Origin of the sequence: Sphingobacterium spiritivorum (assembly GCF_016724845.1) — a bacterium.
Lineage (GTDB): Bacteria > Bacteroidota > Bacteroidia > Sphingobacteriales > Sphingobacteriaceae > Sphingobacterium > Sphingobacterium spiritivorum_A.
The window spans coordinates 4,656,626-4,679,148 of the sequence record NZ_CP068082.1; the positions used below are offsets into that span (position 1 = coordinate 4,656,626).

Genomic DNA, 22,523 nt, shown 5'->3' on the forward strand with positions numbered 1-22,523 from the left:
TTCGTTGTTTTAAAAGACAAAGGGAAGTCTATACAAACTCCCCAATGTCGAAATTTTCCAAATCATTTTTCCGCAAAGTGGAAGAACTGGTTTCCGTTTCAGAAGAAAGGCTACTATCCAATAGCTCTGCTATTTTACGAGAAGTGCCTTCCATAGAATTTTCCAAAAGGCTGAATAATTCGGTTCCCTGTATTTTCTGAACTATAGCTATCGCTGTTTCCTTTTGAGATTGCTCCAGTTTTTCTTTTTGAAGCAGTATCCCCACGGAGCTTAGTTCTTCAAAGGTAACCCCTTGGGCGAAACCGTTATCGCCATCGGATAATTCGTACCTATTCCATTCTTCCTCCTCTTCCCCAAAATCAGGCATATTACTGAAAACTTCGTCCAGCTCTTCCTGCGGAATTTGAATGCCGACGTTTTCATTTTCGTCGTATTCTATGTCAAAATTATCAGGATTTATTTCTGGTTTTTCAACTTGGCTTTCGGTGGCATTGTTTGGCACCGAAAGGCTTCTCTTAGGTCTAGGTTGCCCCATAATATCGGGCAGTTTAGGGTTGCTTTTTTCCTGTATCGGTTTTCTTTCTGAACTTTTTTTGATTACAATCTTGTCCTGCACAAGCAGGGCAATCACAATCAGCAGGCATATCACAATTACTATTTCCATAACTATAAAATGGGTTTAAAACGTTCGTTGAAATAATCAGTAATATCATCCCCAAACTCCCTAAAGTGGTGTTCAAGGATGTTGTCGATATAAGAATAGAGTGTAGTCTTTTCTTCTCTTGTTAATTGCACAATGCGGATTAACCTTTCGTGGTATTCGGGACGTATGTAAACGACCTTGCCGTTACGCCCCGATGGAAACCGATTGACCAAAAACGTTTCCTCATAGTCCGCTTTCTTTGATGAACTGTTACGGACTTTTTCCCTGGGCTTTGTTTCCTTTGGTACATCCTGCTTTTTGTTATTGCTCGGTGGAGCAACAGGCTCATCGCCGCTTATGATGTTCATAAGGTATTCCTCATCAACATTGGGCTTTTCAAAATCGTTGTTTTTGTTATCTGAAGCCATACTTTACTATTTTTATAGATGAGTGATTTTTAAAAATTCCTCGACAAACAAATCCATTTTAGTTGTTTTCATTAACTGTGGTTCGGCAGGCAGCAAACTTGACCGGAATACATAACTACCTGTATCGTCTGTTTCCTTTCGGAAACGCTTGCTATCCATTATTCTTGTTTCCATTATAGGCAGGTTGAGTTCTTTGATGACACTTTGATACGCATCATACAAACCTGTTTTTTCCCTGCCGTCCACTTGGTTCCAAAACAGCCACATCTCTTGTTCGGGATTGCCCTCGTCCGTTTTTGGAAGTCCGAGAAAGGCTTTGGTAAAGCTCAATGTACTTTCCACTACCAAACGGTCGGCAGTAATGGGCGAAAAGATGAAGTCCATTTTTTTTAAGGTAGTCAGTACGCCTTTGGTATTGGCTGTTCCCGGCAGGTCGAAGAAAATAACATCCGGTACAACCACCGACTGGCTTCTGTATTCCGATGCTTTCTCCAAAGCTGTTTCAGCTTTGCATTTAATAATCGGGTACGCTTTTTTGTTGATGGCTTGAAACTGCTTCATTGCCGCCTTTTTATGGTAGTCGTTCTGCATTATGGTTCTCTTATCCCGTTCACGCATATTGGTCAGGCTGTGCTGCGGAAAGTCACAGTCCATCACCAGCACATTAAAACCTAAACGGTAGTGAAGCACACTTGCCAGCAAAGTGGTCATTGTAGATTTTCCCACACCGCCTTTTTGGGTGGAGAAGCTGATTTTTAAAGTTTTCTTTGTTGTTTCCATTATTTAAAAATTTATTGTTACACACTTTATTTGTTTTGCAGGATTGAATATTGGTTTATCTGATTATTACCTCATTCCTATATTCCTGCATTCCCTTTTGGGTACTTTCCTGCACAGGTATCTGCTTTCATTTTTGCCTTGTCAGGTACATTCTTTGGTAAGTGGCAAACCTTGCAACAGGTAAATTGCTTTACCGCTTTTATGCTTTTACACTTTTATTGTTTTATGCTTTTAAAACCCTATGCTTTTATTCCAAACCGCTTGTTTGCAAACTTGATTTTCTTCTCTGTTTAGATACATTTTTTACTACCTGCACTAAAATTATACGGCAAATAAAGCGATTGATTTGCCCGCTGATTGCGGTGTGGCAGTGTTTGGCGTTCAAAGGCAGTGTTTGGCACTGCTATACAATACAATGCTTTCGTAAACAGGGCTTTACTTTGTACAATGATTTTTATTAATGGATTTATGCAAAATTCTTTTGACAAATCGGAGGGTAACGGGAACGGCATCGAGCCGTTTTTCCCTGTTACATTTAATCCGTCCCGCAGGGCGGATTTTTGTGTTCAACGGAACACGGCAAGTTGTGTTTTGAGCATCTCGGAATGATTTCCGATGCTCAAAACAACTTGCCCTTTGCAGGGGGCAGAAAACACCTTCCGAAGTCAGGGTTTTGTATGGATTTTAAAATGGATTAGTGATGAACGATAACAACAGAAAGCAATTGAAAAAGACCGGACGCCGCCCTAAAGAAGACCCGGCGACAATCCGCTATACAATTTCCTTTAACGAGCAGGAACACGCCCGCTTTCTTGCCCTTTTTGACAAATCTGGTATGCAGGTAAAAGCGCATTTCATAACGTCCTGCATCTTTGACAAGACCATAAAGACCATTCAGATTGACAAGGGAACGGTTGATTTTTATATGCGGCTAACCTCTTTTCACAGCCAGTTCCGTTCCATAGGTGTGAACTATAACCAAATTGTAAAGCTGTTGTACAAGAATTTTTCCGAGAAAAAAGCCGCAGCGTTTCTGTACAAACTGGAAAAACAGACGGCTGAAATGGCAATGCTGTGTCAGAAAATTATCCAAATAAGCGAAGAATTTGAAGCCAAACACCTGAAAAAATAGCGGTAGAAATGATAGCAAAAATTGGAAGAAGCGCAAATTTATACGGGGCATTGGCGTACAATCAGCTTAAAGTGGAGAATGAAAACGGGCAGATTTTGTTTGCCAATAAGATGATTGAAACCGCAAGCGGTCATTATTCGGTGGCACAATTAGCCCAGTCTTTTGCCCCTTACCTGATAGCCAACCGCAACACCGAGAAACATACGTTGCATATTTCGCTCAATCCTGACCCGAACGATAAGGTTAGCGATGATAAGTTTAGGGAAATGACAGAACAGTATATGCGGGAAATGGGTTACGGCGAACAGCCTTTTGTGGTGTTCAAACATACCGATATTGACCGCAGCCATATACACATTGTATCGGTTTGCGTGGACGAGCAGGGCAAAAAGATTTCGGACAAATTCGAGAAAATGCGGTCTATGAATGTATGCCGTGAATTGGAAAAAAAACACGGGGTGATACCCGCCACCGACAAAGAGCGTAACCAGACTGATAAGGTTTTCCGTCCGGTAGATTATCGGGCAGGCGATGTAAAAAGTCAAATCGCTTCGGTCGTTCGCCACCTGCCGAATTACTACCAATACCAAACTTTAGGCGAATACAATGCCCTGCTTTCCCTGTTCAAAATTACCACCGAGAAAATCGAGGGCGAATTGCAGGGAAAAATGCAGCAGGGTCTATTATACATTCCCTTAAATGAAAAAGGCGAAAGAGCCGGGCATCCGTTCAAGGCTTCGCTGTTTGGAAAGAGCGCAGGACTTCCGGCTTTGGAACTGCATTTTGCGAAATGCAAAACGGCTTTGAAAGATAGCCCCGCCAAACAGACCCTAAAATCTGCCGTTACCATTGCCCTGAAAACCACAAGCGATGAACAGGCATTTAAAAAGCAATTAGCGGAACAGGGCATTAACGTAGTCGTGCGCCGGAATGATACAGGGCGTATTTATGGCATCACATTTATTGACCACAATTCCAAAGCAGTTTGGAACGGTTCACGTTTAGCAACTGAACTTTCTGCCAACACCTTTAATGATTATTGGAACAGTAACATCAACCCGGATATTAAGGAATCTGCCGTTTTACAACCCAAACTATCCACATCAAATGATGCGGATCTTCCTGCGGAAGAACCACACCATTTGTTCGACTTCTTAGCTACCGACAAACACGAAGACGGTTTGATTGAAGCACTGGGTGGCTTACTGCCCGAAGCCCAGGGCGAAGATTATGAGGAACAAGACTTTGCCAATAAAATGAAGAAGAAGCGCAAACGCCAAAGAGGTCAGAAATAATATTTAGCCAAACACTGCCACACAACGCCACAGACTGCCACAATCTTATAGCCACTCCACAGAGCCTTTAAATTCACGCCCGAACATTAAAACTTCAAATAATGCAGGGAGAAGACGATTTAAGAGGGCTTGCCAAGATAATGGCTTTTATGCGGGCAGTCAGTATTCTTTTGGTGCTGATGCACCTTTATTGGTTCTGTTATGGTTTCTTTTCAGAACGTGGTTGGACGTTGGAAGTAATCAACAAGATATTAGGCAATTTCGACCGGACGGCGGGTTTGTTTTCACATACTCTTTACACCAAAGCATTCGCTTTGGTTTTACTGGCTTTGAGTTGCATAGGAACAAAGGGAGTAAAGAACGAGAAGATAACCTGGACTAAAATTTACGTGGCTTTGGGCAATGGCTTTGTGCTGTTCTTCCTGAATACACCATTACTAAAGTTACCGCTAAATACCGCTACTTTTCTATATATCCTTACCTCAGGTTTGGGCTACATTGCTTTAATGGTTGCTGGCGTTTGGATGAGCCGATTGCTGCGTACCAACCTGATGGACGATGTTTTCAACAATGAAAATGAGAGTTTCCAACAGGAAACAAAATTGATGGAGAATGAATACTCCGTCAACCTGCCAACCAAATTTTATTACAAAGGGAAATGGAACAACGGCTGGATAAACATTGTCAATCCTTTCAGGGCATCCATCGTTCTCGGTACGCCGGGTTCGGGAAAATCTTATGCCATTGTAAACAATTACATTAAACAACAGATTGAAAAAGGTTTCTCAATGTACATTTATGATTTTAAGTTTGACGACCTTTCGACAATAGCATACAACCATTTGCTGAAGCATCGTGACAAGTACAAAATTCAGCCGAAATTTTACGTGATAAATTTCGACGACCCACGCAAGAGCCACCGTTGCAACCCACTCAATCCCGACTTTATGACCGACATTTCAGATGCTTATGAAGCGGCTTATACCATAATGCTAAACCTTAACAGATCGTGGATACAGAAGCAAGGGGATTTTTTCGTGGAAAGCCCAATTATTCTTTTAGCTGCCATTATTTGGTATCTAAAAATCTACGATGACGGCAAGTATTGTACGTTCCCTCACGCCATTGAATTGCTGAACAAAAAGTATTCAGACGTGTTCACAATTTTAACCTCATACCCCGATTTGGAAAATTATTTGTCGCCCTTTATGGATGCGTGGCAGGGCGGGGCGCAAGACCAGTTACAAGGTCAGATAGCATCGGCAAAAATCCCACTATCAAGAATGATTAGCCCGCAATTGTACTGGGTAATGACAGGCGATGATTTTACGCTTGACATCAATAATCCCAAAGAACCTAAAATTTTGTGCGTCGGCAATAATCCCGACCGTCAAAATATTTATTCTGCAGCTTTGGGTTTATACAATTCTAGGATTGTAAAACTGATTAATAAAAAGGGGCAGCTAAAGAGTTCCGTTATCATTGATGAGTTACCCACAATTTATTTCAGGGGACTGGATAACCTTATTGCAACAGCGAGAAGTAATAAAGTAGCAGTATGTTTGGGCTTTCAGGACTTTTCGCAATTAACGAGGGATTACGGCGACAAAGAAAGCAAGGTAATACAAAATACAGTTGGTAATATATTCAGTGGTCAGGTAGTTGGCGAAACGGCTAAAAGCCTTTCGGAACGCTTTGGAAAAGTATTGCAGAAACGCCAAAGTATGACCATTAACCGCAATGATAAATCTACCTCTATCTCCACACAGTTAGACAGCCTTATACCGGCTTCCAAAATTTCAACGCTTACACAGGGTATGTTTGTCGGTTCCGTATCAGATAACTTTGATGAACGTATCGAGCAAAAGATATTCCATGCTGAAATTGTGGTAGATAATGAAAAGGTAGCGGCAGAAATCAAAGCCTATCAGCAAATACCGCAAATCTTATCTTTTGTAAATGAGCAGGGCGTGGATAAAATGAAGCAGGAAATTGAAAACAATTACAAACAGATAAAATCCGACATCCTGAATATTGTTGTAAGTGAAATGGAGCGCATCAAGAACGACCCGAAGTTGCAGCATTTGTTGCAAGACGGTTAATTATATAAAAGATTTCTTGTCTTATCAAGATATAAATTCTAAATTTGCAACTTCAATGAAAAAAACAGCAAAAATATCATCTCAAGTTACTCCGCCCTGATAAAAGGTAACTAGTTGTTTTTTCCCAATTCATCTTATTGGTAGTATTTACGTATCCAAGGTTTTCCTTAATGGGTATGTCCTATTCTTTTACACAATTTTTATTAAATCCCTTATGCAAAAAATCATCAATCTGTTTGATTTCAAACAAAAAGTAGATTACAAAATCGAAGTATTATCGGGTCTAACTGTAGCCTTGGCTTTAGTGCCAGAAGCAGTAGCATTTTCGTTAATTGCAGGTCTTTCACCTTTAGTAGGATTATATGCAGCCTTTGTAATGGGTTTGGTTACGTCTATATTGGGCGGTCGTCCCGGTATGATTTCCGGGGCAACAGGAGCAATCGCAGTTGTCATAATTGCATTAGCGAAAACTCACGGGGTTGAATATGTGTTCGCTACTGTTATTTTAGCAGGAGCCATTCAAATGTTGGCAGGCTTTTTAAAATTAGGAAAGCTTATCCGTTTAGTGCCGCATCCAGTCATTTTCGGTTTTGTAAATGGTCTGGCAATAATAATTTTTATGTCTCAACTTGACCAATTTAAAGACCCTTCCGGAATATGGTTGACAGGAACAAACTTGTATATCCTGTTAGCGTTAGTAGGACTAACGATGTTAATAATTTGGGGATTGCCAAAACTTACAAAAGCTATACCAGCATCGCTTATTGCAATATTAGTTGTATTTGGTTTGGTTTATCTTTTTAAAATAGATACAAAAACTGTTGGGGATATCGCATCAATTAAAGGTGGTTTCCCTCCATTTCATATTCCGCAATTGCCTTTTAGTCTAGGAACGCTCCAGATTATTTTTCCTTATGCTGCAATCATTGCTGGCGTTGGCCTTATAGAGAGTTTGTTAACTTTAAATATCATTGATGAAATAACAGAGACTAGAGGACAAAGTAATCGTGAAGCAGTAGCACAGGGTGCCGCAAACATTCTTTCTGGTTTATTTTCAGGTATGGGTGGTTGTGCAATGCTCGGTCAGAGTTTAATAAATGTGTCTGCCGGTGCAAGAGCTAGGTTATCAGGTATTGTTGCTTCTATCTCGCTGTTAATATTTATAATGTTCGGCAGTGGTTTGATTGAAAAAGTTCCGATGGCAGCATTGACAGGACTTATGATAATGGTCGCAATAGGAACATTTGAGTGGGCAAGCCTCCGCATCATTAATAAAATGCCAAGACACGATATATTTGTTGGGATGTTAGTTGCTTTGATTACTGTATTGCTTCACAACCTTGCTTTAGCAGTATTAATTGGAGTTATAATATCTGCATTAGTATTTGCTTGGGAGAGTGCTAAACGTATTCGCGCAAGAAAGTATGTTGATGAGAATGGTGTTAAGCACTATGAAATATTTGGTCCATTATTCTTTGGCTCAACCACTGCATTCACAGAAAAGTTTGAGGTACTTGATGACCCTTCTGAAGTAATTATTGACTTCAAAGAAAGTAAAGTTGTTGATATGTCCGCAATTGAGGCATTGAATGTACTTACACACCGTTATGCCAAGCAGAACAAGAAAATACATTTAAGGCATTTAAGTGACGATTGTCGCCAACTTCTCAAAAATGCTGAAGCTGTTATTGATGTAAATATCATTGAAGATCCGACTTATAAAGTAATGCTCGATAAGTAGATATTGTTGGATAAATAAGTTGTAACACTTGTTTTATCTAATGATGTTTGCGTTGTAAGATGTCAAGTTAAGCCTATAGTATTGCATAGGCTTTCTTGTTTTATAATACCCAAATATCTTTTCAAATGGAAAAATATTATAACAAAAAAATTTTAGAACTTGAAGCGGCTTTAAGTGAGCTAGAAATTGAAAGTGACTACTTAACAGATAAAATTGAGATAGCGATACCAATTGTGATAAAGTGTTTATCCGAATTAAAAGAATTTGTATTAAATAACGATTTTAAGAGTATACAGGAAGAGATAAATTTTTTCAAATATCAAAAGCCAATTATTGTATCAAAATTAATTTACTACAATACTGTTTATAAAATTGAAACTAAAAGACCTTACGGCTATAACCGCTTTAAAAAATATTTCTCCAAAGAGCTTAAAAAGCTTAAAAGATTCTTTAATAGCAACATAGAGTTTTATAAATATTATCGAAGCAACAATTCTTTTCTGGATGAAAAATACTTTCTGCGTGGCAAGCACGATATAAGGCTGTGGTTAGACACATTTTATTTTGAAGCAGACCATCGTTTTTCTACTTCACACGATTATAAGGTTGCCAAGATTATTGCCAATGACCTGATACAAGTTTATTTGGAAGACAGGCTCAATAACATCAATGTGAAAAGGGGTTCGGACAATTCATTGAAATGGACGGCAAGTAAAACGGCACTGACGGAACTCATATATGCACTGTACTCCCACGGTGTATTTAACAATGGGAATACAGACATAAAATTGATAGCTAAAACTTTTGAAGAAGCCTTTAATATTGAGTTAGGCGATTTTTACCACACGTTTATGGAACTGAAAGCCCGTAAGATAAACCGAACCAAATTCCTTGACAGCCTCTGTGAAGCCCTAATAAAAAAAATGGACGAAAAGGACGAAAAGTAACGACTATTATAATACGCCACGAGGTGAATGAACGCCTTTTGTCCGTATAATGCTTTCCTGCACCTTTGGGGCTTCATTCTGCTTTTCTGCCTGCTCCGAAGCATCTTGTTTGGTTTCCGGCGTAATAGATAGCTGTATCTTTCTTTCTACGGCAGCCAGTTCCGTTTTAAGCTCACTCAATCGACTTTCCTTAGCCCAAGTACCGTTAACCACTTCCTGAAGTATCGGCAGGTCTTTTTGTATTTCAGCGATTTTCTCCTGCTCCTGCTTCACAAAGCCCGGCAGTTTTTCCAAAGCCCTTAAAAAATTCATTGCGGCGGTTTCGGGGTCTTTTGCCATCAGACCGTTATTGTAGGTGTACTTGATATTGCCCTCGCCAGTTATAAAAAATCTATTGACCCTTTCGAGTGTTGAATTATCCTTTGGAAGTTCTGTTTTAACCAATAATTGAAACCCGTAGAGGTTGCCTATTTCACGATAGTCGCCTGCCGTGCGGGCTTTGTTCGCAATCTCGTTCAGTTTTGCGCCTATTTGTTTCGGATTTGCATTGGGCGGCAAGCCATCTAACAGCACAGGGTTTTCGATTGTACCGTCCGAACGCTTTTGCAGGCGTTGCTGTAAGTTTTCCCAGTCGGTACTCATCCGGCTCAAACGGGATTGAGTGCTTTGCAACATTTCCATATAATCCTGTACCTTAAATTTGGCACTGGATTTAGAGCGGTTGAACGCCTGCTTTTCGCTTTCCAGTCCGGCAATCTGTTTTTCCAGTTTGGCTTTATCCAACAGGTCTGTATTTCCTGACAGGATTGCCACATATTCCGAAAAGTTCATTCCCGATTTTTCGTCCATACTTCCCTCGTCAATCGTTCTTTTGGTCAGGTTGTTAGTCTTTAACTGGTCGATGAAAAGCTGCTTATTATACAGCAGGTTGAATTTGTAACTGTCCAACGATTTTTCAACTGCATAGATAATCACAGCAACTTTATTATCGGCAAAGAATTTGGCAATCTCATTGCCTTTTCTGATTGCCCGCCCGTCCCTTTGGGCAAGGTCAGACGGTCGCCACGGTGTATCTAAATGATGAACGGCAACAGCTCTTTTCTGTGCGTTTACGCCAGTTCCGAGCATACTTGTAGAACCGAACAGTACACGGATTTTGCCCTCGTTCATTCCGTTGATAAGTTCCTTACGTTGCTTATCATTTTTCGCTTCCTGAATAAACCTTACTTCGTGCGCAGGTATGCCGTGGTCCTCCACGAGTTTGCGTTTTATTTCGGAGTACACGTTCCATTCGCCGGGCTTGTAAGTTCCCAAATCGGAGAAAACGAACTGCGTTCCTTTCTGTGCGTTGAACTGGTTGTAATACTTGGCGATATTTACCGCACAATGCGAAGCCTTGTTGTCGGGATGGTCGTCGTATATACCACTTACCATACGCATATCGAGCGACATCTTACGGGCATAGTCCGTCGCAATGAGCATCTTTGCTTTTTCTTCCCTTTGCGATAATGGTTCTCTACCGAGCAAAGTAGCATCGCCCGTTTTGGCAAACTGCATCAGGCTTTGGATAAAGGCTTCTTGGTCGGGCGTTGGCGGTATGTTGTACAATACCTCGTTCTTAGTGGGGCGGTCAATACCAATATCCTTAGCCGTTCTGTAATCCGTGATTTCAGAATAGAACTGTGCCAGTTCCGGCACTTTGATAAAGTAGCGGAAACGCTCTTTTGCTACAATATTGTTAGCTACCGAAAATTCATAATCGGTCGTTTTCCGTGCATAGATAGCTGCCCACGCATCAAAGGAATGAATACCCTGTTTTTCCAATGCACGGGGGCGCAGGTATTTAAACAGCAGGTACAATTCCGTTAATGAATTGCTGATGGTTGTACCCGAAAGAAAGGTTGCACCCATATCCGCATTGGTACGCTCTTGAATGGTGCGGATTGCAAACAGCAGGTTCAGTGCCTTTTGGCTGCCGTCCACGTTCCCCAGTCCGGCAACCCGTGTATGACGGGTGTTGAACATCAGGTTTTTGAACTGGTGGCTTTCGTCCACAAACAAATGGTCTATGCCCATCATCTTAAAGTCCACAATATCATCCTTACGGTTTTCAATATCGTGTTGCAGCGTTTTCAGCTTTACTTCAAGATTTTCTTTCCGCTTGATTACCCCGGCGAGCATTCCCCTTGTCACTTCCTTGCCCTGCGATTTCAGGGCATCGAGATTGCGCTCTACGCTGTCCAGTTCTATTTCGAGGATTTCCTTTTGTATTTCGGGCGATTGCGGTATCATTCCGAACTGGTCGTGCGTAAGTATCACGCAATCCCAATCATTATTTTTAATATTCCCGAAAATCCGCAGGCGTTTTTTCGGCGTAAAATCATCAATACCCGGATAAAGGATTTTGGCGTGTGGATAGGCTTTACGGTAGTCTTCGGCAATGGCAGGTATATTTGCTTTCAGCCCGATAATCATCGGCTTATGGGCTAATCCCAAACGCTTCATTTCCTGCGCTGCGGTACACATTATCAGCGTTTTTCCTGCGCCTACTTCGTGGTCGCAGATAGCACCGTTGTTCAGCTTTATCATCCAAACGGTGTCCTTTTGACTTGAATACAGGTCTTCAATGCCTGCTCCCTTGCGGTCTAATCCCGGAAATTCCTGATGGCTTCCGTCATAGTTTGGGCGAACGAAACAATTAAAGGTATCGTTGTACTGGTCGGTCAGCCTGTTTTTAAACTCATCGTTCTGTGCGTGTAGCCAGTCGGTAAAGGCGGTACGGATTTCGTCAATCTTGGTGTTCGCCATTTGTATGGCTTCCATATCCCGTACTTTAACCTCTTGGTCGCCAACCAGTACTTTTTTGGTAATATCAGGCGTGGTATTGACAAGGGCGTGTTTGAGCAGGGCAATACCGTCAAACGTGCGGCTTTCCGCTTTGACGGCATATTTTTCCCAAATGTGCATATTGCCCTGATGACACTTTACAGAAAAGTCGTCGGAGCTTTCGGAATAATGAACCAGTACATCCGCATCAAACAGGTGCGAAGCGAAACGGGCATAAATCCCAGTAGGTATCCACCGTTCGCCGAGGTTAAAATCCAATTCCTCAAAGTCAATACGTTTTGGTCGGGCTTCCTCTAAAGCGTTAAGGCTTTCTTTGGCTTCGGTATCATCGGGATTGTTTTCGAGATAGGCTCTTACGTCGTCGGCTTTCTCAACTACGTTACCTGCAATCCAACGTTCAGCTATTTCGTATTCCTGTTGTAGCGGATTGAAGAACAACCGCCCGTGCAGGGCTTCTTTAAGGGTATCGGTAGGCAGGCTGCTGATTTCGGACATAAAGTCCAAATCCACATTTCCGTATTTGTTCAGCGAGGCGGCTAAAGCCTCTTCGGGATTGTCGGTTGCTAACGTAGTGGTAGAAAAGCTAACGGGACGGCTGAAAATATCCGCTTTGTGGATTACGCCGCCAATGATACGCTCCAGATAGGGGATTTCTTTGCCTGCGCTGTCGGTCTTTATCAGCTTGGCATTGTCGGCAGCATTGAGATTACCGTATTTTTTGACAAAGCCATCGTACAGGAGGTTCAGCGTTTCCCTTTCTTCTTTATGCTCGGTCTGCTTTTCAGCTTCTTTTTGGTACAGGTTGATATAACTGTCCCTTACGGCTATATAGGCTTCGGCTCTTGCTTTCTGTGAGCTCGGCAATTGCAACGGATGAAAGGTTGCTGTTGCCTTGTCGTCGTTCCTTTGCACATCTTGCAGATAACCAACCCAACCGTTATCTACCACAAGGCAATCGTTACGGTGGAATGATTGCAGTTCGCCAGTGTACGGGGCAGGTTCAGGAATAGCATTAATATTGGTAGTGGCAATGGCTGTCTTATCAGACTGGCCATTACCGTTTGTTTGTGAAAACAGGTCGCCAATAGCTTCCTGTTTTTTGTCGTTTACTTGGTGGCTTCCATTGGCAGCACCATTAGATTTTAGCGGTGTGTAAGACTGCTGCCTTGCACTACTGAACAGGTCTGGCTGACGACTTGTTGTACCTCTTCTTTTTTTAGTGCTTTGTCTTTTGGCTTGGGTAGTTCTTTTAGGTGGAGCAAGAACCATTATAGGTTCGCCCGCACTTTCAAACAGGTCAAAAATACTTAGTTGCTTTAATTCCTGCGGGCTTTCCTGACGGAGTACCGGAGTGGATACAGATTGCGGTTTTTGCTGAATGATTACAGGGTCGATAACCGGAGGTGTAACCTTTGGTTCAATCGGAATTTGTATAACAGGCTCATCGCTGCGTTCGCCTCTGTATAAATTCAAATTCAGGTGCTTTCCAAAATCTTCGGAAAGCATTTGCTTCAAATCTTCGGCAATCCCCTCAACACCGTCTTTATGCGTATAGATTAAGGCAGGTTGCCCGTATGGGTCGGTATCTAATTTTTGGTCGGTATGGATAATTCTTGCACTATCCTGAAAGAGCGCATTGCCCGGCGTATTGTATTCGGTTGGCTTGCTTTGGCAAAACAGATCTTCCCTGTCGGTCAGATTTTTTTTTGCCGTATTTTTTTGTAGGATAATCAGGTCGCTGCCTACTTCCGTACCTGCATATTCGGTAAACAGGTTGTTGGGCAATCTTACAACCGAAACCAAATTATTATCCTGCATTAACGCCCTGCGTATGGGTTCGTTCTTAGGGCTGTTCAGAATGCCCTGTGAAGTAATATAAGCCAACAAGCCGCCCTCACGGAGCATATCAGCACCTTTCAGAAAAAAGTAATTGTGTATGCTTCTGGCAGCTTGTTCCTTTGCGCTGTTTCTACTGCGGGAATAAGAAAGGTCAAATACAGAAGTATCGCCAAAAGGGATATTACTGGCAATTATATCATAGCTGTTTTGTTCCCTTTCGGGGATTTCTTCAAAACCGTTTATACGGATATTGCTATCGGGGTAAAGCTGCTTTAAAATCTTGCCTGTAAGCAAGTCCTTTTCATAAGCGGTAACACTGGCTGTTTGGTTTTCCGAAAAGGATTGGATGAATGAACCGATACCTGCGGAGGGTTCGAGGAATTTATCAATGTGCAGACCATTATCCCGCAAGGCAGATGAAATGGCATCTATAACCTTTGGCGGTGTATAAAAAGCCGTCAGTACGGAACTTTTCATACTGTCCACATACCTGCGGTATTGCTTATCGTCTTCGGAATTTTCTTTGAGTAGTTGGTGGAGTTCCTGCGTGAGTGGAAAAAGGTCGTGTTCTGTTTTTCTCCAATGATTGATATCTATTTTGTTTTCTATGGGGTTCAGAACGAATTTAAGACCGCCAAATCCGCTGTATCGCATCATTAGCAGTCTTTCGCCTACGGTGGCTTGCCGTTTCTCCTTTTCCAGTTTAAAAACAATTCGCAGGGCATCAATATTCTGTTGGAGATGGAACCGTTTACTGAAGCCCATTTTCCTCAATCCATATTGAGATGGTTCCAGTCAGTTCGGTGTAGAGTACATCAAACTCATACCCATAGGCGAAATCATCGGTTAATTTGTATCCTGCGAAAACAGGCTCACATACAGGGAACATTTTCAGGGCGAACAGTCGCAGTTCCTCGTCTGCCATTATGGTATCAAACTCATTGCATACCACTTTGAAAACCGTGTCGAACTTGGAGAAGTGCAAGCCCTCAAAAAGTATGTAATTGGCTATTTCGTCGCATTGCTCAACGGCGTTTCCCGAACGGAAAGCACCTTCGTAAGCATTGGCAGCCCACGAAGACCGTTGGTCTATAAATTTTTGGTCGTGTGCCTTTTCGGGAAAGCTGCTGTTTAATAGTTCTTGCAGTCGTAATCTGAAAAACGACAGGTCTTTTTGCTGTACATCCATACTTTATTTTGTTTTGAATTTTACTTAAATCCTAAAATTAGAAGCAGGAGCAAATGCCTTTGATAATGTTGCAGGGTTTGGCTTTGAAAGGCAGGATTTGGCTATTTACAATAGAAATTTGAAATGATAATTTGTACAGAATTGGTGCTTGGATATATGTTTTTTCACAAACTATTTTTGTGGTTTAAATATTTATCGTAATATTGCGATGTAAAATTAAGTGTATTATGGGCGTAACAAAAACTGAAATATTTACAGAGCAGCAAAACAACTTGGCAACCTCTTTAAAGGCATTGGCTCATCCTGCCCGTATAGCTATCCTACAATACATCATCAAGCAGAATGCTTGCATTTGTAATGACTTAGTGGAAGAATTAGGATTGGCGCAGGCTACGATTTCACAACATTTAAAAGAGCTTAAAAACATTGGTATCATCAAAGGCAATATAGAAGGGACAAGTGTGTGCTACTGTATTGATGAAAATGTTTGGCAGCAGATTAAAAAGGAACTCAATGCTTTCTTTATAGATAATGTAGAGGTTGATAAATGCTGTTAAGCATTTTTTTTAAGCACATTAATCGCAATAAAGCAATATAACAATTAAATAAAAAAATAATGAAACTATCAAACATCAAAGAAATCTTACCAGCATTGGATAATGTTGAATTTCAATTAGAGAACGGAACATTTGTACCCGAACACTTTCACGTTACCGAGATAGGTGTTATTACAAAACACTTCATTGATTGTGGCGGAACAATTAGAAACGAAAAAGTTGTCAATTTCCAATTATGGAATGCCAACGATTTTGAACACCGATTAAAGCCAACAAAGCTATTAAACATCATTAAGCTATCCGAAGAAAAGTTGGGTATTGAAGATGCCGAAATAGAAGTAGAATACCAAAGCGAAACGGTTGGTAAATACGATTTGAATTTTAACGGAAACCATTTTGTACTGAAAAACAAGCAAACCGCTTGCCTGGCAAGTGATGCTTGCGGTATTCCTGCCGAAAAGCAAAAGGTAAAATTATCAGAGCTGAATAATGCTTGCTGTACACCAAATTCGGGATGTTGCTAAACACTAAAAACAAAATGCGATGTATCAAAAACTAATCGAAATCATTAACAACAAAATTGATGTACAAAGCATCAGCGAAGAACGTAAAGCCGTATTACAACCGCTGATTGATTTTATACAGCAAAAAGTAAACGACAGGCAGGATATAAATATCAATTTCATCTGTACCCACAATTCCCGAAGAAGCCATTTATCACAGGTTTGGGCACAGGTAGCGTCAGCACATTTTAATATACCAAATGTACATTGTTATTCGGGCGGTACGGAAGAAACGTCACTATTTCCGAAAGTTGCAGAAACATTGACTAATCAGGGGTTTAACATTTTCAAAATCGCAGATACTAATAACCCTGTATATGCCATAAAATACAGCGATAATGCTTTGCCTGTTATCGGCTTTTCAAAAAAGTACGATAGTCCTTTCAACCCAGTATCAGCATTTACAGCCATTATGACCTGTTCACAGGCAGACGGTGGATGTCCATTTATTGCAGGTGCAGAAAAAAGGATACCTATCACATTTGAAGACCCTAAAATTTCAGACAATACACCGGAGCAATCACAGGTATATGCAGAAAGAAGTTTACAGATAGCAACGGAAATGTTTTATGTTTTTTCAAAAGTCAGTCAATAACCAATGCAACCAAAACTAAAATTTCTTGACCGTTACCTTACCTTATGGATATTCCTTGCAATGGCAGCAGGTATAGGTTTAGGGTATTTCTTTCCGGGAATATCAAAAATTACAAATGCTTTATCCGTAGGCACTACAAACGTTCCTTTGGCAATAGGTCTGATACTGATGATGTACCCGCCATTGGCAAAAGTGGATTATTCATTATTGCCCCAAGCATTTAAGGATAAAAAAGTAATCGGCATATCCTTATTGCTCAATTGGGTTATCGGTACAATATTGATGTTCGGATTAGCCGTTTTGTTTTTACGTAATGAACCCGATTATATGACAGGCTTGATATTGATAGGTTTGGCAAGATGTATCGCAATGGTAATCGTATGGAGCGATTTAGCTAAAGCAAACAGAGAATACACAGCTATGTTAGTTGCATTAAACAGCATCTTTCAGATAATTTCTTATAGCTTCTTAGTTTGGTTATTCATTAATGTATTACCAAGCAAATTAGGATTGGCAAATTTCAATGTAAGCGTATCAATGAAAGATGTTACAGAAAGCGTATTGATATACTTAGGCATTCCTTTCTTAGCAGGTTTTATAAGCCGTTACGCAATGGTAAAATCAAAAGGTATAGAATGGTATAACAGGAAATTTGTACCCCGAATATCGCCCATTACATTATATGCTTTACTTTTTACTATAGTATTAATGTTCAGTCTGAAAGGAGATAAAATATTAGAACTGCCAATGGATGTGGTAAAAGTAGCTATACCGTTAATCATCTATTTTGTACTGATGTTTTTCGTCAGCTTCTTTATCAACAAATCCCTTAAAGTTCCTTACGACAAAAACGCCTCAATCGCATTTACAGCCACAGGAAACAACTTTGAATTGGCAATAGCGGTAGCAATAGCCGTTTTCGGTATTCATTCCCCACAAGCGTTTGTAGGCGTTATAGGACCGTTGGTAGAAGTTCCGGTACTAATTCTATTAGTACGTGCAAGTTTATGGTTAAAGAAGAAGTATTACAGTTAGAAACAAGCAAAAGTTATGAAATGGCAATATGATTTCAACAGATGTACAAAAAATATAAGGTTCAATAATTAAAATAATATCGCGAAAATGATAAAACTAATAAAGACCATACCTGCATTTCCTGTTCGGGATATTGAAAAAGCAGTTGCCTTTTATAAAGCCCGATTGGGCTTTGATTGCAGACATATGGAAGAAACCTTTGCAATATTAATTAGGAATGGTATAGACTTACATTTATGGGCTTCCTGTAATTATAGCTGGAAATGGAAAAGTATTTTTTTATTTCTCAAACCGATTAGTAGCGGAGCGGAAAGTTTTTTGGCAGGTACACACAGTTGCCGGATTGAAATAAAAGGCATTGACGAACTGTATAAAGAACTAAAAGAAAAGGAAGTATTACACAATGAAAAAACCGAAATAGAAACCACTTACTACGACACAAGAGAATTTGCAACTTTGGACTTATACGGAAATTTACTAACCTTTTACGAAAATATACAGTAGGAACAAACAGTTCAACCAAGCCGGTTTTAACTTTTTGTATTTTAGCAATTGCTTAAATAAGCAAATTAACTATATTTGCAACATGGATAGTACTTCTTGTATAAGACAACAGGCGGACATTAAACAAATCAATCGCTGTAAAGAACGAGTTTCAGAACTTCACGGTTCGTTTGACTATTTGTCGAATGGACTTGAATTGGCGGGAAACAATGTAAGACTGAAAATCCTGTTTCTGATTTATGAAGAAAAACGACTATGTGTTTGTGATTTAAGCGATATTCTCGGTATGACAATTTCTGCAATTTCTCAACATTTACGAAAGCTCAAAGACCGTAGACTAATTGAAACGGAAAGAAAAGCACAAACTATTTTTTATTCATTGACAAAAGAGTATGAAAAAATGTTGACCCCATTTTTTGAAATACTTGATGATAATAAAATTTTATAAACTATATGAAAACGGACAACAAACTAATCGGCACTGGACTTTTTACAGCAATTGCTGCGTCATTATGTTGCATTACGCCTGTTTTAGCTCTAATAGCAGGGACAAGCGGGATTGCTTCAACCTTTTCTTGGCTCGAACCTTTCCGACCATATTTTATTGGCTTGACAATTTTAGTGCTTGGTTTTGCTTGGTTTCAAAAGTTGAAACCCAAAAAGCAAATTGACTGTGAATGTGAAATAAATGAAAAACCGAATTTTATGCAAACAAAATCATTTTTAGGAATTATTACTGTTATGGCGGCTTTACTTTTGTCATTTCCCCTTTATGCCCACATCTTTTTTCCAAAGACCGAAAGTAAAGCAATTATTACCCAAACTTCCAAAATCCAGAAAGTTGAGTTTACAATCAAAGGGATGACTTGTTCAGGTTGTGAACATCATATTAAAACAGAGATTAGCAAACTAAAAGGAATTATCGAAGTTGTCGTTTCCTATGAGAAAGGCAACGCTATTGTTAAGTTTGACAACAAGCAAACAAGTATTGCCGAAATCGAAAAAGCTATCAATTCGACAGGTTATAAATCACTAAAAAGTAAAGTTATATCATAATGGAAATTAAATTAAAATCAATAATAACTTGCCCAAACTGTGGACACAAAAAAGAGGAAACAATGCCAACAGATGCTTGCCAGTATTTTTATGAATGTGAAAATTGCAAAACAAGATTAAAACCATTACAGGGGGATTGTTGTGTGTATTGCAGTTATGGTACTGTAAAATGCCCGCCAATACAAGCAGGAAATAGCTGTTGTAAATAAGAGAAGCTTAATAATTTACTTTAGAAAGCTACTTGTCTAAATTTGTGAGTATAACCTATTTAGCGAAAAACCTCCGAATTATCAGAGGTTTTTTATTCATTATTTAAGATTTGGAGCATCCTGCCGACTTCAATATCCATTCTTGAAAACGCAAACCATTTTTTGCCCAGGTCTTTGAGTGATGCTCCTATATGGTAGAGTTCTGCATTATCAATAATCAAAAATCGGTCGTGGGCATCGGAGAAAACCTCAATAGTTACTGGAGGATATTGGCTATTATAGCGTTGTAAGTCTAACCGTAACTGATTGCTGAAACTTTTGGTAAGGATTGTAGCGGTTACATTAGTCTTACGCTTACCCAACAAAGTAAGCACCGTATCATCCACATAATTATCAAGCAGGATAATAGAACTTTTGGCACTTCGGATAATATCGGAAACAAAGGCGTAGGCATCAAATACCTGTCCGTCGTAGAAAATGCCTTTTTCACTGTGGAGCTTGTCGCTTTCCAAAGCCTTAAAAATCTCTTCAAATTTTTGGTCGGCTTCCAGTTGCTTTAATTCGATATTATCCAAACGATGAAACAAAGAAGCGTTGCTGATAAGCATACGCCTCATTTCTACAAAGGCTTCCATTATTTCCACACTCATTTTAACGGCTATATCAGACCGGAGTATGGCAGATGCCATTGCAACGCCCTGTTCGGTAAAAACATAGGGCAAATAACGCCTGCCACCGTAATTTAAACTTGAGGTTCCAATTTGGAACCTCAAGTTTTCAACTTCCTCTTCGGTCAGTTGAAAGCAGAATGATACAGGAAAACGCTTAATATTTCTTTTAACAGCTTTGTTCAGGTTCTTTGTTTCTACCTGATATAAGGCAGCGAGGTCGCTATCCAACATTACCTGTTTGCCCCGGATAGTATAAATCAGGTTCCTGATTTCTTTGGGTACGATTGACGGTTTATTTTCCATTGCGTTTACTGCTTTTGTTTTTTTCAAACTCAAAGGAACTTTCAGCGTTTTCTTTCAGAATGATGTAAGCATCGAATTTCTTTCCGGCTTTGCTTGTCATTCCTTTGATAAGAGAGGTTTTGCCTTTATTGACAAGGTTTGTTAAATTTTCGATACTGATTTGTACACCGCAGACGGTGCGGAACTGTACCCAGTTACAAGCCTCATCAGGGCATTTCACAATCTTGTCACGGATAATAAGCTGCTGACTTTTGCATTTCGGGCAGGTTAGTTTGGGTTGGTTGGTGCTTGCAATAGAGGTTTGTAGCAATTCATCGGTAATAGATTTGGCATAGGTTTCCATTTCCTTTTGGAATGTTCCGGCATCCGCTTCGTTATTTTCTATTTTCTGTAACGCCAATTCCCATTCGGCAGTCATTGCCACGTCTGCAATTTTCCGGTCTTTTACAAGCCCGTACACCTGCAATCCTTTTTCCGTAGGGATTAAAGAACGTTTATCCCGTTGGATATAATTACGGGTAAACAGGGTTTCGATAATGGCGGCTCTTGTTGCAGGAGTACCGATGCCGATATTTTTGAGGGCTTTGCGTTCTTCTTCGTTCTCAATTTCTTTCCCTGCGGTTTCCATAGCCGACAAAAGCCCGGCTTCGGTGTAAAGCACTGGTGGTTTGGTCTGCTTTTCCAAAACTGCGGCTTCCTTTATGGCAAGTTCGTCGCCTTTATGCAGTTCAGGTAATTCCTGCACTGGCTCTTCGCCGTCATCGGTAAAACTTCCTTTTATGGAACGCCAACCCGCTTCCTGAATTTTACAGCCTTTTGCCGTAAAGTCGTAATGCAATACCTGTAATGATACATCGGTTATTTCTTTGACACAGGCTTGCGATATGGCTTCAAGCAAGCGAAGCGCAATCATATTGTAAATCTTGTTTTCGTCTGCATTAAGTACGGACGGCACTTTGTCCGTAATCAACAAACCGTGATGGTCCGTTACACGGAGGTCATTCACGATACGTTTGTTGAACCGTCCCCATTTGATTTTGGTAAGGGCTTGCTTGCAATCCTCACGATTTTGCAATGCCCGCACGAGGTTTGGAATTTCTGCCCACATATCTTCAGGGATGTATTTGCTCCCGGTACGTGGGTACGTGATAAACTTCTTTTCGTACAGGCTTTGCGCAATATTGAGCGTTGCTTCAGCAGATAATTTCAGCCTTTTGTTGGCTTCCTTTTGTAAGCCTGTCAGGTCGAAAAGCAAGGGCGGTTGTTCTGTAACGCTTTTGGTTTCTACTGATGTAAAGGTTGCCGTTGCGCCACGCTGAATAGCTTTAAGGGTATCATCAGCAAGTTGCTTTTCGTCCCATTTGGTTGCGGAAATACTTTTGAAATCAACCTGGGCTTTGTTGTGCGTTAATTGTATCTGCCAGTATTTCTTTACCGTGAAATTCTTATTGTCGAGGTAACGTTTGCATATCAAAGCCAGTGTGGGCGTTTGCACTCTTCCAAGCGAATAGATACCATTACCTGCGGCAATACTCAATGCTTGCGTAGCATTGATGCCTACAAGCCAGTCGGCACGGCTTCTGCCTTGCGCTGCCTGATACAGCCCGTCAAATGCTGCCCCGTCTTTCAGTTTGTCAAAGCCTTGCTTTATTGCCTTTTCGGTAAGCGAACTTATCCAAAGGCGTTCAAAAGGCTTGTTGCATTTCAGGTATTCATAAATGTACCTGAAAATGAGTTCGCCCTCTCGTCCTGCATCGGTAGCGACGATGATGCTGTTGCTCTTCGTAAAAAGCTGCTCAATGACTTTCAGTTGCTTTAATGCGCCAGTATCGGCAGTGTACCCTTTGTCTTTCTTGACCTTTCGGACGGTCAATAAAAACGGGTTGGGCAATATCGGTAAAGCTGATTTGTCAAATCCCGAAATCCCGTAATCTTCGGGCATTCCCAGTCCTATTAAATGACCGAATGCCCACGTAACAAAATAGCCGTTACCTGTCAGGTAGCCATCCTTTTTATCGGATGCTCCCACAAGTCCGGCTATTTCCCTTGCTACGCTTGGTTTTTCTGCAATAATTGTTTTCATACTG

The 22,523-nt window shown here is 40.5% G+C and carries 20 protein-coding genes; 13 read left to right on the forward strand and 7 right to left on the reverse strand.

Annotated features, from left to right (window positions below; all coding sequences use genetic code 11):
• Window positions 1-28: 28 nt before the first annotated feature.
• From I6J03_RS19870 to I6J03_RS19880, 3 genes are read right to left on the reverse strand one after another with little or no spacing between them, the layout of a single operon-like run.
• Window positions 29-664, reverse strand: coding sequence for a hypothetical protein (locus I6J03_RS19870; protein WP_002978226.1), 636 nt, complete (start codon window positions 662-664; stop codon window positions 29-31).
• Window positions 665-666: 2 nt separating this feature from the next.
• Window positions 667-1,071 carry a DUF3408 domain-containing protein gene (locus I6J03_RS19875; protein WP_002978223.1) on the reverse strand — a complete coding sequence of 135 codons (405 nt, stop codon included), beginning with the start codon at window positions 1,069-1,071 and terminating at the stop codon, window positions 667-669.
• A 12-nt stretch (window positions 1,072-1,083) separates the two neighbouring features.
• Window positions 1,084-1,851, reverse strand: coding sequence for a ParA family protein (locus I6J03_RS19880; RefSeq protein WP_003002404.1), 768 nt, complete (start codon window positions 1,849-1,851; stop codon window positions 1,084-1,086).
• Window positions 1,852-2,551: 700 nt separating this feature from the next.
• Here I6J03_RS19880 and mobA point away from each other — a divergent pair.
• From mobA to I6J03_RS19905, 5 genes are all read left to right on the forward strand, one after another.
• Window positions 2,552-2,983 carry a conjugal transfer protein MobA gene (gene mobA, locus I6J03_RS19885; RefSeq protein ID WP_003002400.1) on the forward strand — a complete coding sequence of 144 codons (432 nt, stop codon included), beginning with the start codon at window positions 2,552-2,554 and terminating at the stop codon, window positions 2,981-2,983.
• 8 nt (window positions 2,984-2,991) lie between these two features.
• Complete coding sequence (gene mobB / locus I6J03_RS19890) at window positions 2,992-4,278, forward strand: conjugal transfer protein MobB (RefSeq protein ID WP_003002398.1); 1,287 nt, start codon at window positions 2,992-2,994, stop codon at window positions 4,276-4,278.
• Window positions 4,279-4,379: 101 nt separating this feature from the next.
• Window positions 4,380-6,380 (forward strand): conjugal transfer protein MobC, encoded by a 2,001-nt coding sequence (gene mobC / locus I6J03_RS19895; protein WP_003002396.1) that lies wholly within the window; start codon window positions 4,380-4,382, stop codon window positions 6,378-6,380.
• A 214-nt stretch (window positions 6,381-6,594) separates the two neighbouring features.
• Window positions 6,595-8,121: a SulP family inorganic anion transporter gene (locus tag I6J03_RS19900; RefSeq protein WP_003002394.1), complete on the forward strand. Its 1,527-nt coding sequence runs from the start codon at window positions 6,595-6,597 to the stop codon at window positions 8,119-8,121.
• A 125-nt stretch (window positions 8,122-8,246) separates the two neighbouring features.
• Entirely contained in the window at window positions 8,247-9,068 is an 822-nt protein-coding gene (locus I6J03_RS19905) for an RteC domain-containing protein (RefSeq protein WP_003002391.1), read from the forward strand.
• A gap of 6 nt (window positions 9,069-9,074) precedes the next feature.
• Here the strand turns inward: I6J03_RS19905 and I6J03_RS19910 are convergent, their stop codons facing one another.
• Entirely contained in the window at window positions 9,075-14,519 is a 5,445-nt protein-coding gene (locus I6J03_RS19910; RefSeq protein WP_078704226.1) for an N-6 DNA methylase, read from the reverse strand.
• Window positions 14,506-14,943 carry a DUF1896 domain-containing protein gene (locus tag I6J03_RS19915; protein ID WP_003002387.1) on the reverse strand — a complete coding sequence of 146 codons (438 nt, stop codon included), beginning with the start codon at window positions 14,941-14,943 and terminating at the stop codon, window positions 14,506-14,508. Before I6J03_RS19915 ends, I6J03_RS19910 begins: the two co-directional genes overlap by 14 nt.
• Window positions 14,944-15,170: 227 nt before the next feature.
• Between I6J03_RS19915 and I6J03_RS19920 the strand changes: the two genes are divergently transcribed.
• The 8 genes from I6J03_RS19920 to I6J03_RS22855 all read left to right on the forward strand — a co-directional run bounded on the left by I6J03_RS19920 (window position 15,171) and on the right by I6J03_RS22855 (window position 19,462).
• Entirely contained in the window at window positions 15,171-15,500 is a 330-nt protein-coding gene (locus I6J03_RS19920) for an ArsR/SmtB family transcription factor (RefSeq protein WP_003002386.1), read from the forward strand.
• Window positions 15,501-15,559: 59 nt separating this feature from the next.
• Complete coding sequence (locus I6J03_RS19925; protein ID WP_003002385.1) at window positions 15,560-16,024, forward strand: DUF6428 family protein; 465 nt, start codon at window positions 15,560-15,562, stop codon at window positions 16,022-16,024.
• Between the two features lie 19 nt (window positions 16,025-16,043).
• Window positions 16,044-16,658 (forward strand): low molecular weight phosphatase family protein, encoded by a 615-nt coding sequence (locus tag I6J03_RS19930; protein WP_072885949.1) that lies wholly within the window; start codon window positions 16,044-16,046, stop codon window positions 16,656-16,658.
• 3 nt (window positions 16,659-16,661) lie between these two features.
• Entirely contained in the window at window positions 16,662-17,693 is a 1,032-nt protein-coding gene (gene arsB, locus I6J03_RS19935; protein ID WP_003002381.1) for an ACR3 family arsenite efflux transporter, read from the forward strand.
• 87 nt (window positions 17,694-17,780) lie between these two features.
• Window positions 17,781-18,197: a bleomycin resistance protein gene (locus tag I6J03_RS19940; protein ID WP_003002379.1), complete on the forward strand. Its 417-nt coding sequence runs from the start codon at window positions 17,781-17,783 to the stop codon at window positions 18,195-18,197.
• Between the two features lie 82 nt (window positions 18,198-18,279).
• A complete protein-coding gene (locus I6J03_RS19945) occupies window positions 18,280-18,645 on the forward strand; it encodes an ArsR/SmtB family transcription factor (protein WP_003002377.1) in 366 nt (121 codons plus the stop codon).
• Window positions 18,646-18,650: 5 nt separating this feature from the next.
• Window positions 18,651-19,253 carry a mercuric transport protein MerTP gene (gene merTP, locus I6J03_RS19950; protein WP_003002375.1) on the forward strand — a complete coding sequence of 201 codons (603 nt, stop codon included), beginning with the start codon at window positions 18,651-18,653 and terminating at the stop codon, window positions 19,251-19,253.
• The gene (locus I6J03_RS22855; RefSeq protein ID WP_078704224.1) at window positions 19,253-19,462 is read left to right on the forward strand and encodes a GDCCVxC domain-containing (seleno)protein; all 210 of its coding nucleotides are present in this window, start codon (window positions 19,253-19,255) and stop codon (window positions 19,460-19,462) included. The genes merTP and I6J03_RS22855 overlap by 1 nt, the downstream gene beginning before the upstream one ends.
• A 92-nt stretch (window positions 19,463-19,554) precedes the next feature.
• Here I6J03_RS22855 and I6J03_RS19955 read toward each other — a convergent pair whose 3' ends face one another.
• Window positions 19,555-20,436, reverse strand: a complete 882-nt coding sequence (locus tag I6J03_RS19955; RefSeq protein WP_003002371.1) for an ORF6N domain-containing protein — start codon at window positions 20,434-20,436, stop codon at window positions 19,555-19,557.
• Window positions 20,426-22,519: a type IA DNA topoisomerase gene (locus I6J03_RS19960; RefSeq protein ID WP_003002368.1), complete on the reverse strand. Its 2,094-nt coding sequence runs from the start codon at window positions 22,517-22,519 to the stop codon at window positions 20,426-20,428. The genes I6J03_RS19955 and I6J03_RS19960 overlap by 11 nt, the downstream gene beginning before the upstream one ends.
• Window positions 22,520-22,523 lie beyond the last annotated feature (4 nt).